The 16,193-nt window shown below is 34.7% G+C and carries 16 protein-coding genes; 10 read left to right on the top strand and 6 right to left on the bottom strand.

What is annotated here, in order from left to right; translation table 11 throughout:
* The first annotated feature begins 211 nt into the window (after positions 1-211).
* From AN964_RS16745 to pepF, 9 genes are all read left to right on the top strand, one after another.
* Positions 212-1,900, top strand: a complete 1,689-nt coding sequence (locus AN964_RS16745) for a peptide ABC transporter substrate-binding protein (RefSeq protein WP_055740782.1) — start codon at positions 212-214, stop codon at positions 1,898-1,900.
* Positions 1,901-2,027: 127 nt separating this feature from the next.
* Positions 2,028-2,957 (top strand): oligopeptide ABC transporter permease, encoded by a 930-nt coding sequence (gene opp3b, locus AN964_RS16740; protein WP_055740781.1) that lies wholly within the window; start codon positions 2,028-2,030, stop codon positions 2,955-2,957.
* Positions 2,957-3,973: an oligopeptide ABC transporter permease gene (gene opp3C, locus AN964_RS16735; RefSeq protein WP_055740780.1), complete on the top strand. Its 1,017-nt coding sequence runs from the start codon at positions 2,957-2,959 to the stop codon at positions 3,971-3,973. Before opp3b ends, opp3C begins: the two co-directional genes overlap by 1 nt.
* Positions 3,974-3,989: 16 nt before the next feature.
* Positions 3,990-5,060, top strand: a complete 1,071-nt coding sequence (locus AN964_RS16730; protein WP_055740779.1) for an ABC transporter ATP-binding protein — start codon at positions 3,990-3,992, stop codon at positions 5,058-5,060.
* Complete coding sequence (locus AN964_RS16725) at positions 5,053-5,991, top strand: ABC transporter ATP-binding protein (protein WP_055740778.1); 939 nt, start codon at positions 5,053-5,055, stop codon at positions 5,989-5,991. Before AN964_RS16730 ends, AN964_RS16725 begins: the two co-directional genes overlap by 8 nt.
* Positions 5,992-6,593: 602 nt before the next feature.
* Positions 6,594-6,989, top strand: a complete 396-nt coding sequence (gene spxA, locus AN964_RS16715) for a transcriptional regulator SpxA (protein ID WP_055740776.1) — start codon at positions 6,594-6,596, stop codon at positions 6,987-6,989.
* Positions 6,990-7,685: 696 nt separating this feature from the next.
* Positions 7,686-8,345, top strand: coding sequence for an adaptor protein MecA (gene mecA, locus AN964_RS16710; protein WP_055740775.1), 660 nt, complete (start codon positions 7,686-7,688; stop codon positions 8,343-8,345).
* A 185-nt stretch (positions 8,346-8,530) separates the two neighbouring features.
* Complete coding sequence (locus AN964_RS16705; protein WP_055740774.1) at positions 8,531-9,718, top strand: competence protein CoiA; 1,188 nt, start codon at positions 8,531-8,533, stop codon at positions 9,716-9,718.
* A gap of 85 nt (positions 9,719-9,803) precedes the next feature.
* Positions 9,804-11,624, top strand: a complete 1,821-nt coding sequence (gene pepF / locus AN964_RS16700) for an oligoendopeptidase F (RefSeq protein WP_055740773.1) — start codon at positions 9,804-9,806, stop codon at positions 11,622-11,624.
* 214 nt (positions 11,625-11,838) lie between these two features.
* On the opposite strand, the gene AN964_RS27675 is transcribed toward pepF, so the two are convergent.
* From AN964_RS27675 to AN964_RS16680, 6 genes are all read right to left on the bottom strand, one after another.
* Positions 11,839-12,015 carry a hypothetical protein gene (locus tag AN964_RS27675; protein WP_496197016.1) on the bottom strand — a complete coding sequence of 59 codons (177 nt, stop codon included), beginning with the start codon at positions 12,013-12,015 and terminating at the stop codon, positions 11,839-11,841.
* 346 nt (positions 12,016-12,361) lie between these two features.
* Positions 12,362-13,198: a ClpXP adapter SpxH family protein gene (locus AN964_RS16695; protein ID WP_055741272.1), complete on the bottom strand. Its 837-nt coding sequence runs from the start codon at positions 13,196-13,198 to the stop codon at positions 12,362-12,364.
* A gap of 23 nt (positions 13,199-13,221) precedes the next feature.
* A complete protein-coding gene (locus AN964_RS16690) occupies positions 13,222-13,623 on the bottom strand; it encodes a globin domain-containing protein (protein WP_055741271.1) in 402 nt (133 codons plus the stop codon).
* A 320-nt stretch (positions 13,624-13,943) separates the two neighbouring features.
* Entirely contained in the window at positions 13,944-14,564 is a 621-nt protein-coding gene (locus tag AN964_RS16685; protein WP_055740772.1) for a lytic transglycosylase domain-containing protein, read from the bottom strand.
* A gap of 2 nt (positions 14,565-14,566) precedes the next feature.
* Positions 14,567-14,689, bottom strand: a complete 123-nt coding sequence (locus tag AN964_RS27335; RefSeq protein ID WP_280513069.1) for a hypothetical protein — start codon at positions 14,687-14,689, stop codon at positions 14,567-14,569.
* Positions 14,686-15,261: a CYTH domain-containing protein gene (locus tag AN964_RS16680; RefSeq protein ID WP_055740771.1), complete on the bottom strand. Its 576-nt coding sequence runs from the start codon at positions 15,259-15,261 to the stop codon at positions 14,686-14,688. Before AN964_RS16680 ends, AN964_RS27335 begins: the two co-directional genes overlap by 4 nt.
* Before the next feature lie 229 nt (positions 15,262-15,490).
* Here AN964_RS16680 and yjbM point away from each other — a divergent pair, with 229 nt between their 5' ends.
* On the top strand, positions 15,491-16,138 hold the full coding sequence (gene yjbM, locus AN964_RS16675) for a GTP diphosphokinase (protein WP_055740770.1): 648 nt from the start codon (positions 15,491-15,493) through the stop codon (positions 16,136-16,138).
* The last annotated feature ends 55 nt before the right edge of the window (positions 16,139-16,193 follow it).

Genomic DNA, 16,193 nt, shown 5'->3' with positions numbered 1-16,193 from the left:
AGTAATGAGGGTAGAAATGCAATAATTTCGCTATTTCACAAAATTTAATTAACCAAATGACAACTGTTAAATCGTATATAATTTGGTAAAAATAGGCGCTTAAATATTTTGAATTTTATTTTTTTAATATAATTTATGTACAAATTCAAAAAAAAATGTATAATAGACAATGTAGAAAGTTTTCAGAAAAATAGGAAAAGGGAGGAAGATTATGAGAAAGACAAAAGGTAGATTAGGAATTCTACTTGCACTGTCATTAGTTCTAAGTATGATTCTTGGAGCTTGTGGAAGCAAAAGCTCTGATAGTAGCAATTCTAGTGCATCTAAAGGTAATGCAAGTGGTAAAGAAGTTCTGAATATTATGGAATCTGCAGAAATTCCGACAATGAATACTTTTATGGCACAAGATGCCGTATCCTATAATGCAATGAACCAAGTATTCGAGGGATTAATGAGACTTGGCCAAGATGGAGTAACTCCTGTACTTGGTATGGCTGCAGAAAAGCCAACTGTAAGTAAAGATCAAACTGTTTATACTTTTAAACTTCGTGATGCAAAATGGTCTAATGGAGATCCTGTAACAGCAAACGACTTCGTTTATTCTTGGAGACAAGCAATCGATCCTAAAAATTCATCACCATATGGTGCATATATGATGGGCGGCGTTATCAAAAACGCTAGCGAGATTGCAGCGAAAAAGAAAAAACCTGAAGAGTTAGGTGTTAAGGCAATCGATGATAAAACTTTAGAAGTAACATTGGAACATCCTATTGGATACTTCGAATCATTAATGACATTCCCGTTATTCTACCCAATGGATCAAAAATATATTGAATCTAAAGGGAAAGAATACGCTTCTAACAGTGACAACATGGTTTACAACGGTCCGTTCACTTTAACAAAATGGAACGGAACTGGAGATTCTTGGACATATGAAAAAAATCCAAACTATTGGGATAAAGATTCTGTAAAACTTTCTCAAATTAATGTAAACGTAGTTAAGGATCCTGGAACAGTTATCAACCTATATGACACAAATAAACTTGACTGGGGTGTACTGAGCGGTGAATATGCGGCTCAATACAAAAGTAATCCGGATTATAAAGTATTATCCGATCCAAGTGTTTACTACCTTAAATTCAACCAAGAACGTTCAAATCAAAAAACTGCTCTAGCTAACACAGATATTAGAAAAGCAATTTCAATGGCATTTGATAAAGAAGCAATGGCAACAACCATTCTTGCAAACGGTTCTACCGCTGCGAATGGCTTGTATCCAAAAGATTTCCTTAAAACTCCAGGCGGGGAAGATGTTCGTAAAGCAAATGGAGATTTAGTGAAATATAACGCAAAAGAAGCTAAAGCTCTTTGGGAAAAAGGTTTAAAAGCAATTGGCAAATCCAAAGTGTCATTAGAATTATTAAGCGGCGATACGGATTCTGCTAAAAAAATGGATGAATACCTAAAAGGTCAATTAGAAAAGAATTTACCAGGCTTAACTATTACATTAAGCGAACCGCCATTTAAAGTTCGTCTAGACCGTGATAATAAACAAGATTACGATATTGAATTTGCTGGTTGGGGTCCAGATTATCTTGACCTATACACATTCTCTAACTTGTTCCTAACTGGTGGAGATCAAAACAGAATGAGCTATTCTGACCCTGAGTACGATAAGTTAGTAAACGATGCCTATTCTAAACTAGGCAAAGGGGTTACGAAAGATCAATATTTCCAAATGCAATTAGATGCTGAAAAAATTCTTATCCAAAAAGATGCAGCGATTGCTCCAATTTATCAAAAAGCAATTGCCGTTTTACAAAAACCATATGTAAAAGGAATTGTAAAACATCCATTTGGTCCTGATTACAGCTACAAATGGGCATCTATTCAAAAATAAATTTATGTAACAAGTACAGATGGAAAGAGAGTATATAAACAGATGTACTCTCTTTTTCCCTACTTTAAAATTGTCGAACTTTGACGAATTTTTAATTTTTATTGAAGGTTTTTTAGGAGGTGCAGTAATGGCGAAATACTTTGTCCAACGTGTTATTTATATGATTATTACATTATTTCTCATCGCTTCGATCACGTTTTTCCTCATGAAGCTAATGCCGGGAACTCCTTTTAACGCTCAGGGAAAATTATCACCTGAACAGATTCACATTATGAATGAGAAATATGGATTAAATGATCCAGTGCCTGTACAATATGCCCATTATATGTTGAATCTATTAAAAGGTGATTTAGGTACTTCTTTCCAATTAGATAACCGCGATGTTTCCACCCTTATTGCCGAACGTATCGGACCATCCGCAACTTTAGGTATTGAAGCATTAGTTTTTGGTACTATAGTCGGTATACTCTTAGGTGTATTGGCAGCATTGAAACAAAATACTTGGTTAGACTACGGAAGCACTTTAATCGCTGTTATTGGAAAATCGATACCATCTTTTGTATTTGCAGCCGTTTTACAATTATGGATTGGTGCAAAGTTACAATGGCTACCTGTTGCTTATTGGAACGGATTTTCCTACACGATTCTTCCGTCAATAGCATTGGCCATGTTCCCAATTGCGATTGCAGCAAGGTTCATGAGAACCGAAATGATTGATGTGTTAAGTTCCGATTATATCGTTTTAGCAAGAGCAAAGGGTGCAAGTGCCTTTGAAATTGCCTTCAAACATGGATTTAGAAATGCATTAATTCCATTGATTACGGTTATGGGACCGCTTGCAGTTGGTTTAATGACAGGCTCCCTTGTAATTGAAAATATTTTCTCAATTCCGGGAATTGGGAACCAATTCGTTCAATCGATTACCACAAATGACTACGGAGTCATTATGGGTACAACATTATTATTTGCCATTATGTTAGTCGTCATCATTTTAATCGTCGATTTATTATATGGAGTGATTGACCCACGTATCCGTTTATCGGGAGGGAAAAAATAATGATAGTAGAAGAAAAAATTTCAGCAGAACAATTTCAACCCGCCCATATAGATGCAGCAAAAGGGGAAGTTATTGAAAAGCCAAGCTTATCATTTTGGCAAGATTCATGGCTTCGTGTTCGTAAAAATAAGGGTGCTATTGTGAGTCTGGTTTTGCTTGTATTATTAATACTGATGGCATTTATTGGGCCGCATATAAACCATTATGGATTCAATAATCAAAACCTTACAAAATCTAACTTGCCTCCACGTATTCCTGGAATAGAAAAACTTGGGATCTTTGACGGAACACAAAACGTTGGAGGACAAAAAGTAAATCTTTACGAACAAAAGGGCATCAAGGATTATTATTGGTTTGGAACAGACTCATTAGGACGCGACCTTTTCACACGTGTTTGGAAAGGAACACGTATTTCCTTATATATAGCATTTCTTGCTGCAGCAATTAATATGGTTATTGGTGTTGCATATGGAGCTATTTCCGGTTATTACGGCGGCAAAGTAGATAATGTTATGCAAAGGATTATCGAAGTATTATCCGGTATTCCTGATCTAGTTGTCGTTATCCTCATGATATTAATATTGAAGCCGGGGATCTTATCTATTACAGTTGCTTTGAGCATTACCGGTTGGGTTGGTATGGCCCGAGTCGTTCGCGGGCAAATCCTAAAGTTGAAATCTCAGGAATATGTATTAGCTGCAAAAACATTAGGAGCTAAAGATGGAAAGATTATTTTCAAACATTTAATTCCTAATATGGCCAGCGTTATTATTATCAATACAATGTTTATCATTCCGAGTGCTATATTTTTTGAATCTTTCTTAAGCTTTATTGGTTTGGGTCTTGAAGCACCTAAAGCTTCATTAGGTACCCTAATTGAGGACGGATATAAAGTGTTAAGATTCCTTCCGTATCAAATGCTATTCCCGGCTGCTATTTTGAGTATTATTATGATTGCGTTCAACTTATTAGCCGATGGTCTTCGTGATGCACTAGATCCGAAGATGCGTGATTAAAAGTGGGGTGAAATAAATGGGAAAAATATTAGAAGTAAATGATCTTCATATCTCATTCCATACCTTTGCTGGTGAGGTCCAGGCAATTCGCGGTGTCAACTTTGAATTAAATGAAGGCGAGACACTTGCAATTGTGGGAGAATCTGGGTCTGGAAAGTCTGTAACCACAAAGACAATCATGAGATTATTACCTAGCCATAATTCCGAAATTAAATCGGGTGAAATATTATTTGAAGGTAAAGATATAACGAAATTATCCGATAAGGAAATGCAAAAAATTAGAGGAAAAGAAATATCTATGATATTTCAGGATCCAATGACATCGTTAAATCCAACTATGACAGTTGGAAAACAAATCATGGAGCCTTTGATAAAACATCAAAACCTAAGTAAGAGTGAAGCAAAAAAACGTGTCATAGAGCTTTTGAAAATGGTTGGTATTCCGAAAGCAGAGATTCGTTTTAAACAATACCCTCATCAATTTTCAGGCGGGATGAGACAGCGTGTCGTTATTGCAATCGCACTTGCTTGTAATCCTAAAATCCTTATTGCAGATGAGCCTACCACAGCACTTGACGTAACTATTCAGGCACAAATATTAGAACTAATGAAGGATTTGCAGAAGAAAATTAACACTTCCATTATCTTTATTACACATGATTTGGGAGTAGTGGCAAATGTGGCTGACCGTGTAGCGGTTATGTATGGCGGAAAAATTGTGGAGGTTGGAACGGTAGATGAGATTTTCTACAATCCTCAGCATCCATATACTTGGGGATTAATTAGTTCGATGCCTAGCTTGGATACAGATGATGAAGAATTATATGCAATACCTGGTACACCACCGGATTTATTACATCCACCAGTTGGCGATGCCTTTGCACCTCGTAATGCATATGCGATGAAAATCGACTTGGAGAAGCAACCGCCAATGTTTAAAATATCTGAAACTCACTATGCAGCAACATGGCTATTACATCCAGATGCACCAAAAGTAGAGCCGCCTGCTGCAGTTAAAAAACGCATGCGTAAATTTCATAATGAGGCAGATACCTCTCTGAATAAGGAGGTCGTAAAGAATGTCTAGCAATGAAAAATTATTAGAAATAAAACATCTAAAGCAATATTTTAATAAAGGAAAAGCAAATGAAGTAAAAGCTATTGACGATATTTCATTTGATATATATAAGGGAGAAACGCTGGGACTTGTTGGTGAATCCGGATGCGGGAAATCGACTACAGGCAGAACCATTATTCGGTTATATAACGCGACAAGTGGAGAAGTACTATATAATGGTGAAAATGTTCACGCTAAAAAATCCCGTTCTGAATTAAAAAAATTTAATCAGAAAATGCAAATGATCTTCCAGGATCCACAAGCATCATTAAATCCTAGAATGAAGGTTGCAGATATTATTGCGGAAGGTATCGATATACACGGTCTAGCAAAGTCTAAAGAAGATAGAATGAATAGAGTTTATAAGTTACTTGATACAGTTGGTTTAAACCGTGAACATGCTAACCGGTATCCTCATGAATTTTCTGGTGGACAGAGACAGCGTATTGGAATAGCACGGGCATTAGCAGTAGAACCTGAATTTATTATTGCCGATGAGCCAATTTCTGCGCTGGACGTGTCCATTCAAGCCCAAGTTGTTAACTTATTGAAGAAACTTCAAAAAGAAAAAGGGTTAACCTATTTGTTTATTGCCCATGACCTATCTATGGTGAAATATATTAGTGACCGTATCGGAGTTATGTATTTCGGAAAATTAGTAGAACTAGCTCCTGCTGATGATCTTTATAATAATCCGTTGCACCCGTATACACAATCATTACTTTCAGCGATACCACTTCCGGATCCTGATTATGAGCGTTCTCGCGTCAGAAAAACGTACGATCCGAAAATCCACCAATACGCGGAGGGTGAAGAGGTAAAAATGCGGGAAGTTGCACCTGGACATTTCGTTTATTGCTCAGAGAAGGAACTAAAACAATATAAAGCTTTATATAAATAAAAAAAAATCGATCCTTTTGGGTCGATTTTTTTCATAATTAGGCAAAGCATGTTCGTTTTTTTTAAGGAAAGTACTTTTCAACAAGTAAATAATTTAATAAGTTTAATTTTATCTAGTGTAAGCAGATATCGTGCGTACGGATTTCCTCCGTCTTCTCGCTACGATAAGTTAACATCAGTTGAAAATGGAAGTGCTATTTTCACTTGTTCGTGAACTACCTCACTGTGTTTTCTTTATCTCGAGGTGAGCGACTACGAAATCCGTACGCTAGTGTTGCGGCGCTTACGCTTTTTTTATAACCCAGGAAATTTCGACAATTTTCAAATATTAAATGAAATTGAGAATCATTTTAAGGTTATTTTAATGTTTAGTGTATATAATATGTTTAACGTTAACGAAAAGGAGGTATATATACCTAAGGCAAATTCACAAAAAAGCCATGTTTTTATGATGGTAACATCAATTTTTCAAAAAATATATTCATGGAAGTCCAAATAGTGTATAATACATAATATAGATTTCTTTATTAAAGTAATTTTAAATTAAGAATGGTAACCGGAATTGGTGAATCATTAAATAATATAAGGAGTGTGGAATGATATATGGTAACATTATACACTTCACCAAGTTGCACATCATGTAGAAAAGCAAGAAGCTGGCTAGAAGAAAATAATATTTCATATAAAGAACGCAATATTTTTTCAGAACCACTTAGTCTTGAAGAAATTAAAGAAATTCTTCGAATGACAGAAGATGGTACAGATGAAATAATTTCTACAAGATCTAAAACTTTTCAAAAGTTAAATGTAGATTTAGAAACATTGCCTTTACCAGATCTGTTTAACTTAATTCAAAAGAATCCTGGTCTACTTAGAAGACCGATCATTTTGGATGAAAAAAGATTACAGGTTGGATATAATGAAGATGAAATTCGGAGATTCTTACCTCGTAAGGTTCGTACATTTCAGCTGCGTGAAGCTCAAAAGCTTGTTAACTAATAATTGCAGACTTTGTCTACTAAATAACGCCTTTTATTCATGAGAATAAAGGCGTTTTCTGTGTGCAAAGATTGATTGGAAATGCGGAAATAATACTGCATTTGCATATACTTTAGGAAAGCGGGTAAACTGTTCCTAATTTGTTTAAAAAGGGTATTTTGATTTTCATTTTTGCTTCTCGTATACTTTATCTAGCCATAATTATTTTCGGCACATTCCTAAAAATAGGTCTTATAAGGTATCTGTCTATAAAAACAATTTTAGGCATTTTATCTTGAAAATTTTCTGAATTTCCGTTAAAATAAGCAGAATAATATTTCATTCTAATCAATAGGGTAAGACCGTTCACGCAATATGTTTAAAATCCAAAAGCCGATGTTCATTTGTTACTTCTTGTCATTTGATATAAATCCAAAGTAGGCTTTATTTCGAGACATCTTTTCTTATCAAGTAAATTCAGTATTAACCAAATAAGGTTTTTACCCAGAATAGCGTATACAAAAGCAATATAGTTTAAGAAAAGAGCTATAGGTAGACGCGGATTTTTTTAAATTGGAAGTAATTTTATTTCCATTTATCACACTTTTATCATAGAATAAGAGTACAAGGTGTAAACATTTTTAATTCACGTCATAACTAATCTTTATTAGGTAAGATGTCCGTTCAACACTTTTAAATAGAAGGGAGAGTTGATGTATGGATATCGAAAGAATTAATGAAAATACTGTCAAGTTTTATATATCATATTTGGATATTGAAGAAAGAGGCTTTGATCGCGAAGAAATTTGGTACAATCGCGAAAGAAGCGAGGAATTATTCTGGGAAATGATGGACGAAATTCATCATGAGGAAGAGTTTGTTCCAGAAGGTCCGCTTTGGATTCAAGTTCAAGCAATGGAAAAAGGTTTAGAAGTGCTTGTTACAAAGGCTCAGCTCTCAAAAGATGGTCAACGATTTGAACTTCCTATCCCTGAGGATAAGCTAAAAGACTTTCCTATCAATGAGCAGATTGAAGAATTTTTAGACGAACATTTTCAAACGAGACCATTGCAGGAAAATGATGATGATTTATTAGAGTTTATGGTATCATTTAAGGACTTTGAGGATGTCATTTCACTATCCAAAAGAAACGGCCTGGATAAGTTAAAAACTAAATTGTTTTCCTATAATAACAAATATTATTTATATGTTGAATTTATTGATGAACTTTTCGAAGAAGAGGATATTGATAATATTTTAAGTATTTTACTCGAATATGGAGAAGAATCAACATATACTGTACATCGTTTAGAGGAGTATGGAAATACCGTTATTGACAGAAATGTTTTTGAAAAAATAAATGAGTACTTTAAATAAAATCAAAATCCGATTTTTTTAGAAAATCGGATTTTATTTTTTGGGGGAAATATAAAGTTTAACCATGTGAATAACTTTTGAAAAAAATATCTATGACTAATTTCAGCGCTTGCGCATTTTTTTTTTGATTTTTATAAAGGAAAATAAGCATGTTTATGGAATATAGATAAGAAAGGAGGGATGTAATGCTTACCGCATTAACAAAAGAAGGAAAAGTGTATAATTTAGCGGGTTGTAAGGATGATTATCATTTAGATAATCTAAAAAAGAAAGTCCAATTTTATTGTCCTGTTTGTCAGGAACCGGTTATTTTACGAGCAGGCAGTCAGAAAATTCCCCATTTCTCACATCAAAAATCCTCTAATTGTGCATCAATATCAGAACCGGAAAGTTTACGACATATGCAAGGAAAAAAAGATTTATATTTATGGCTTGTAAATCAAAGGTTTAAAGTGTACTTGGAAAGATATTTGCCAAGGTTAAAACAGCGACCGGATATTTTGTTCAATAAAAATGGGAAGTGGTTTGCTGTTGAATATCAATGCTCACCTATTTCGATAAAATTATTAACTCAGCGCACAAATGGTTATGCAAAACATCATATTTCTCCAATTTGGATTATGGGTGGTTATCCTTTTCAGCATAGAAAGGATGCATTTTTTCAACTAAGTGATTTTCATTGGTCTTTCATTCAAGCAAGTGAAAAAATTGGTCTTACCCTTTTCAGTTATACCCCTCATTCTCGGTATTTCCATTTCTTAAGCAATATATCTCCGATTTCTTCAAGAAAAGTCCAAGGTACTTACACAAAAATATCTCTTGATCATATGACATTCCCCATTCTTTTATCCAATACAATATCGCAAAAACAACCAATCAATGCATATTGGTTTTTACAAAAACGAAAATGGCTTCAGAATAAAATTATATATAGTAAGGCCTTTCAGGACCCATTTTTAATATCTTTATATGAGTGTAATAGTCATCCTTCGCTATTGCCACCTGTTATTGGATTGCCTGTAGATTATATGGGTGTATGCAAAACACATCCAGTTGTTTGGCAATTTTATATTTGGCATGACTGTTTACGTTTTTTAAAAACCGGGGATCGAATGACCTTTAAACAAGTGCGTAATGCGATAGAAAGCCGGAAAAGAAGCCAGCATATCCAATTTAGATGCCTTCCTTTTGTACCAACTTCCTATCAAAACAGAATGATTTATCTGTATTTACAAACGCTAGTACATTTTTCATATTTAAAAGAGGTAAAGAAAGGGACATTTGTACTGCATAAAATGATAACCTTTCCAAAAAATATGGAAGAAGCACTTCTTTTTGATAAAGAATTTCTTCATGAATTGGACGATAAATGACGTAAAAACAGCAGGAATTTTGTAAAAGATAGAGAATTTATTACTGTAAGGATTTTTCGTATCACGAAGGAATGGAGGAAAGACTATGACAAATGAAACAGCTACTGTAAAATCATTACCTAGTCGAAAAGATATACCGGAAGAATTAACTTGGAGATTGGAAGATATTTTTCCAACAGATGAAGCATGGGAACAAGAATATCAAAAGGTGAAAGAGTTAACGGGTGATGCCCCTAAATATAAAGGAAAGCTTGGAGAAAGCGCAAATGATTTATATGAAGCACTTAAGTTTCAAGATAATGTCTTTGAAAGATTAAGCAAATTATATACATATGCACATATGCGTTATGATCAGGATACAACAAATTCTTTTTATCAAGGCTTAGATAGTCGAATGAAGAGCTTGTATGCGGAGGCTGCTAGCTTATTTGCATATGTTGTGCCGGAAATTCTCTCAATTGATGAAAATACATTGAAAGAATATCTGAAAGAAAACAAAGATTTACAGTTATATGAACACTCCTTGGAGGAAATTAATCTCCAAAGACCGCATGTGCTTTCTGCAGAACAAGAATCATTGCTTGCCAGTGCATCAGAAGTAATGAATGCATCAAGTACTACATTTGGGATGTTGAATAATGCGGACTTGGAATTCCCTACTATTAAAGACGAAAATGGCGAAGAGGTGGAAGTAACACATGGACGTTATTCCCGCTTCCTTGAAAGTCCAGATCAAAGAGTTAGACACGATGCATTTAAAGCAGTATACGAAACATATGGTAAATTCCAAAATACTTTTGCCAGTACATTGAGCGGCCAAGTAAAGAAGGATAATTTCAATGCAAAAGTTCGCCACTATGACTCAGCAAGACATGCCGCTCTTTCCAATAACAATATTCCTGAGAGCGTATACGATAATCTTGTAAATACTGTAAATAAGAATCTTCATCTTCTTCATAAATACGTTAAACTTCGCAAAAAAGTGTTAGGTGTCGAGGAATTGCATATGTATGACCTTTATACACCATTAGTTAAAGAAGTTGAGATGAAAATTCCTTACGAGGAAGCAAAAGAAATCGTATTGAAAGGCTTACAACCACTTGGAGAAGATTATTTGAATGTATTACGCGAAGGATTTGAAAATCGCTGGGTAGACGTCGAAGAGAACAAAGGGAAGCGCAGTGGTGCATATTCTTCCGGTACTTACGGAACAAATCCATATATCCTAATGAATTGGCAGGATAATGTTAATAACCTCTTTACACTCGCACATGAATTTGGACATAGTGTGCATAGCTACTATACAAGAAAAACACAGCCGTATCCTTATGGAGATTATTCCATCTTTGTAGCAGAGGTTGCATCAACTTGTAATGAAGCATTATTAAATGACTATCTTTTAAAAACAATTGATGATGAAAAGAAACGAATTTATTTATTAAACCATTATCTTGAAGGGTTCCGTGGAACTGTATTCCGCCAAACTATGTTCGCAGAATTTGAGCATTTAATCCATCAAAAAGATCAAAATGGGGAAGCACTAACTGCCGAATTGTTTACGAAGGAATACTATGAATTAAATAAACGTTATTTTGGAGAAGAAGATGTTATTATTGACGAGGAAATTGGATTAGAATGGTCCCGAATCCCTCATTTCTACTATAATTATTATGTATATCAATATGCTACAGGTTTCAGTGCTGCAACAGCTCTAAGCTCGCAAATTTTAAGTGAAGGTGAACCTGCAGTAGAACGTTATTTAGGATTCTTAAAGGCGGGTAGCTCCGATTATCCGATTGAGGTATTGAAGAAAGCCGGTGTCGATATGACTTCAGCTGAACCTATTGAGGCTGCGCTTAAAGTCTTTGAAGAAAAATTAAATGAGTTAGAACAGCTGCTTTCTTAAGGAAAAGCGGAAGTGCCTTGCTCATCGTCGTATGTATTTCGTAGTCGCTCACCACGAGTTTAAAGGAAAACGTGCTGAGGTGTTCACAAGCTGGTAAAATCGGCACTTCAAATTTTATGTTGACTTATCGTAGGGAGGATACGGAGAAATACACTAGCCGATAGGGCTGCAGCTAGACAAAAGACTAATTAGCCAGGCATATAGCCTGGCTAACTTAATGAAAACCTCGAAACGTATTGCGCCCATTAAGGTGAACTAGCAACAAAAATAAAGATAAAAATAAAATGGGAGAGGTAATATAGATTGGAATCAGCTTCATTAAACCAAGGATATTAAGAAAGAAACTGAAAAATATAAAAAGTATAAGGAAGAATACTGTGTACTTTTTCATAACCGTTTCACCTTTCACATGTAGTATTTTAGTAGTATATGAAACATGCCCCTATGGTGAAATATATTCTCATTTCCGGCATTATATAACAGGATTTTGACAATATTGTGAAACAATTAACAATCCCTTGCATCATTCTGCTTTAACGTGCTATAGTATAGATGTGAAGTTGATCACAAGCAAACATATACCCCTTTGTTTGACCGTGAAAAATTTCTCCCATCCCCTTTGTTCGTGTTGAAAAAGGCCTTGCATTTGCAAGGCCTTTTTCTTATGCAGAAAATTTGCAGCGTCTTCTAATGAAAAATAGATAAAAAAGAATTTGGCGCAAGTTGCCAAATTCTTTTTAATCGATAAACTTCCAAAACGCCCCGTATTTACCTGGTATTTTTTGAATCTTTTGTTGTAGTATCCACTTTTTGAGCTCTTTTTCGACCTCTGCAATAGTCATATTGTATACGACAGCAATCTCTTTTGATGCCACTACACCGTAATACTTAAGAAACCGTTCAATTGGCGGAAGGGGGGCAGGCTCTGGTTTTTCCCCTAATAACTCATAAATAATTTGAACGTATACTTCATATGGATAAAGACCACTTATTTTTAATCCTTCATCCTCAATATTTTCATTGAAAAATACGAGTGAGGGAATTTCAGTTACTTCCATTTCTGATGCAATTTTCAAATCACATTGGAAAGCCTTTGCTGCACTTGAAGAATGAATATCATTTATGAATTCCTCAATATCAAGATTAACGCTTTTGGCACATTCCACAAGCACATCCATACTAGAAACATTTTGTTTTTTTAAAAAAATTAATTCCTGTATTTTTCGCAAAAAGCGCATGCCAGCACGTTTACCTTGTAATTCAGCGGCTTTAATAGCAATAGATGCGAGATACGGTGATGAAATGGGATTATCAAACCAAAGGCTTCCATCACAGGACATGCCCGTTCTGCTTGCTGTTTTCTCCCAAAGCTGTGCGATCGATTCATGCTTTTTCGCGCTAAGATTCAGTGTTGAAAGTTTACCACTTAATACATGTCTTAGTCTGAAAAAAGACCCATATTCTATAAATAGTTTCTTCATAATTGGTTCCAATGCCCAACATTCGGGACATAAAGGATCGACAAAAATATATATTTCCAAAGGTTTCTTGTCTTGGTTACACAATTCAAGCATATTTATTTCAGTTTTAAAATCTTTCAATGTTCCTCACCTTTAGTTGTGTCAGGTGTGTTCACCATATGTTGTGCCGTTAAGACTAATCTCGAAAAAAATTGTTCCCGAATTGGTCCCTCTAATTTGACCTCGTCCATTGCTGCACTCATACAGGATAACCATGCTTTAGCACGTTTTGGTGTAATCTCATGAGGTAAGTGTCTTGCTCGCATCATGGGATGTCCGTGCTCATTTGAATAAAGAGTTGGTCCGCCTAAAAACTGTGTTAAAAATTGTTTCTGTTTTCTCGCCACTTCAGATAAATCCTCAGGAAAAATGGGAATTAAATCTGGATGTCTTGCCACTCTGTAATAAAACGCATCGACTAATTTGTTTAACGTTTCTTCCCCTATGATGTCATACGGTACTATACGCTTCTCTACCATATGATAATTACCCCTTTTATTAACGGCTCTTTTCATATACTTTATTGCTGCTTTGTCGAAAATCAAAAAATTTCTCCGGGTAAGATAGAATAACTTTTTATAAGAAATGATACCCCGAAATGAAACGTTAGAAAAAAAGCAGCATTTGTATAGAAAATAACCTTAATAGTTGTATTATGTATACTTATTTTAGCAATGACCTATTAATAACACAAACAAATAGCTTATAATTGTTTTATTTTTTACAAATATCTATACGTTATACTTTCTTCAAGGAAATTCAAATCATAAAAAATACCGCTGCACAATTGTTACAGCGGCTATACTAATTGACTGGTTATACGTCTGACATAATTTTGTGTTTCCTTAAATGGAGGTACTCCATTATATCGTTCGACATTACCTGGACCGGCATTGTATGCTGCAAGAGCTAATACGATGTTTCCATCAAATTTGTCCAGCATACTCCTTAAATATTTTGATCCTGCATCAATATTTTCAGCCGGGTCAAATATATTCGTCACACCGAGACTTTTGGCCGTAGATGGCATTAATTGCATCAATCCGGAAGCACCGGAACTGCTAACAGCTTTTGGATTAAAATTTGATTCTTGTTTAATAACGGACTTTATTAGATTTTCGGGCAAGTCATATTTATTCGCTGCATTCTTAATAAGGCTGTCCAGATCTTTGGGAACACTATCATTATTTTCGATTGTGTTTAACAACGGAAGAGTATTAATATAATTGGCAGGGGATGATAATCCACTTATTGTATTCATACCCGTTGAGGAATTGTCCGATAAGTCTTGTAATGCATTAGCTAAAAGCTCTTGAAATAATGAACTGCTGTTATCTTCTGTTGAAGCTAGTGTGCTTGCAGACGATAGATTTTGCAAAGCTTGTAGTTCCATTATCGTTTTAAGCTGATTTACATTCATCTTTAAAGTGCCTCTCCTACTTTTAGAATAGAACATTTAATTTTTTTCGTTAAACTCGTGAGCATTGTTGTATCGCCATAATCATACAATTGTCGGATACATAAAATTAATGTCCATTTTTTCATTTCTTGTACTCTCGATAAAATCTAATAACTTTATTTTCCGATAGTCTAAGGGGTATTTGAAAATGCTCCAGTAATTTGCGAAAATTTTCTTCCCCCTTATTCTTATCTGTTACTTCATATTCTATCTCATAATCCTCTTTATTTAAATAGGAACTATAGTCAAAAACTAATAATCCCCCTAAATAAGCAATTTCAGCCCTTTTGGTAGTTAGACTTCCGAAGCAAGAAAGGGTGTTAAAATCAATATTTAAATCTGTTAATGTATTTTTCACTTCACCATCAGGGAGATAGCCTGTTTCAATCATTTTTAGTGCTGCTGGTTCTTCAAGATTTTCATTTGTTTCCCAATTACCATCCTTCACAGGCTGTTTTAAAGTCAGCTCATAATCCCCTTTCTTTTTTCTGATTCTGAGAGCACAGCTTATATTTTTTATGTCAAACTCTGGAGTATCAAAATAATAGTTTTTTTGTATGACCATGTCTTCCTTTTTGATGTTAAATTCATGAATCAATTTCGTGAATTCGTCCACTGTCACTAGGTTTTTAAATTCGATTTCCAATTCACTGCTCATAAATGATTAGACCCCTTTAATAAAAATTTCCACGCAATAACCGTATTTTATCAATGCTAATATTTCATTCGCAATAACCAAGCATTATAAGATATAATAAATGTTGAAAAAAAGGGATTGGGAGTCTTAGATGTCAATATCAAATACATAAGGTTGTAAGAGCCTGCACTGCTCTTAAAAATTCAACTATAGAATACATCGCTTGGAAACAAGAAGGGGGTTATGCCTAATGAATCATTGGGACCAATTTCTAGCTCCGTATAAGCAGGCAGTAGATGAATTAAAAGTAAAATTAAAAGGAATGAGAACACTTTTTGAACAGGAACATATACATTCACCGATAGAATTCGTCACCGGCCGAGTAAAACCAATATCAAGCATACTTGATAAGGCAACGCAAAAGAAGATACCGCTTGACAGATTAGAAGCAGAAATGCAGGATATAGCTGGCTTGCGTATGATGTGTCAATTTGTGGATGATATAAAAAAAGTTGTTTCTCTTTTAAGATTAAGAAACGATTTCAAAATAGTAGAAGAACGAGACTATATTACTAATAAAAAATCAAGTGGTTATCGGTCGTATCATGTTGTCATCGAATACCCCGTCCAAACAATTCATGGTGAGAAAAAAATACTAGCTGAGATACAAATACGAACATTGGCAATGAATTTTTGGGCTACCATTGAGCATTCCCTAAATTATAAATATCGTGGTCAATTCCCTGAAGATATAAAAATGCGCCTGCAAAGAGCTGCAGAAGCAGCATTTCTTCTAGACGAAGAAATGTCAGAAATACGAGAAGAAATTCAAGAGGCACAGGCTTTTTTCACAAAAAATAAGGAAAAAAATAAATCGGATAAGGAAAGCAGGAATTAAAAAAGGCTCTTTTCTAAAACTAGACGAAGCCTATATTTAGATTAAGAATAAATGA

The organism is Heyndrickxia shackletonii (assembly GCF_001420715.1).
GTDB classification, from domain to species: Bacteria; Bacillota; Bacilli; order Bacillales; family Bacillaceae_C; genus Margalitia; species Margalitia shackletonii.
Note: the sequence above shows the minus strand (reverse complement) of the source record. Positions and strands in the feature narration are given on the sequence as shown.

What these genes read in the sequence shown, in the direction of transcription:
- AN964_RS16695 (WP_055741272.1), bottom strand. Translation starts at nt 13,198, where the DNA reads ATGCTTGAATTGTGTAACCAAGACAAGAAACCTTTGGAAATATATATT.
- yjbM (WP_055740770.1), top strand. Translation starts at nt 15,491, where the DNA reads ATGAATCATTGGGACCAATTTCTAGCTCCGTATAAGCAGGCAGTAGAT.
- AN964_RS16745 (WP_055740782.1), top strand. Translation starts at nt 212, where the DNA reads ATGAGAAAGACAAAAGGTAGATTAGGAATTCTACTTGCACTGTCATTA.
- opp3C (WP_055740780.1), top strand. Translation starts at nt 2,957, where the DNA reads ATGATAGTAGAAGAAAAAATTTCAGCAGAACAATTTCAACCCGCCCAT.
- AN964_RS16685 (WP_055740772.1), bottom strand. Translation starts at nt 14,564, where the DNA reads ATGAATGTAAATCAGCTTAAAACGATAATGGAACTACAAGCTTTGCAA.
- AN964_RS16680 (WP_055740771.1), bottom strand. Translation starts at nt 15,261, where the DNA reads ATGAGCAGTGAATTGGAAATCGAATTTAAAAACCTAGTGACAGTGGAC.
- AN964_RS16725 (WP_055740778.1), top strand. Translation starts at nt 5,053, where the DNA reads ATGTCTAGCAATGAAAAATTATTAGAAATAAAACATCTAAAGCAATAT.
- opp3b (WP_055740781.1), top strand. Translation starts at nt 2,028, where the DNA reads ATGGCGAAATACTTTGTCCAACGTGTTATTTATATGATTATTACATTA.
- AN964_RS27335 (WP_280513069.1), bottom strand. Translation starts at nt 14,689, where the DNA reads ATGAAAAAATGGACATTAATTTTATGTATCCGACAATTGTATGATTAT.
- AN964_RS16705 (WP_055740774.1), top strand. Translation starts at nt 8,531, where the DNA reads ATGCTTACCGCATTAACAAAAGAAGGAAAAGTGTATAATTTAGCGGGT.
- pepF (WP_055740773.1), top strand. Translation starts at nt 9,804, where the DNA reads ATGACAAATGAAACAGCTACTGTAAAATCATTACCTAGTCGAAAAGAT.
- spxA (WP_055740776.1), top strand. Translation starts at nt 6,594, where the DNA reads ATGGTAACATTATACACTTCACCAAGTTGCACATCATGTAGAAAAGCA.
- AN964_RS27675 (WP_496197016.1), bottom strand. Translation starts at nt 12,015, where the DNA reads ATGAAAAAGTACACAGTATTCTTCCTTATACTTTTTATATTTTTCAGT.
- mecA (WP_055740775.1), top strand. Translation starts at nt 7,686, where the DNA reads ATGGATATCGAAAGAATTAATGAAAATACTGTCAAGTTTTATATATCA.
- AN964_RS16730 (WP_055740779.1), top strand. Translation starts at nt 3,990, where the DNA reads ATGGGAAAAATATTAGAAGTAAATGATCTTCATATCTCATTCCATACC.
- AN964_RS16690 (WP_055741271.1), bottom strand. Translation starts at nt 13,623, where the DNA reads ATGGTAGAGAAGCGTATAGTACCGTATGACATCATAGGGGAAGAAACG.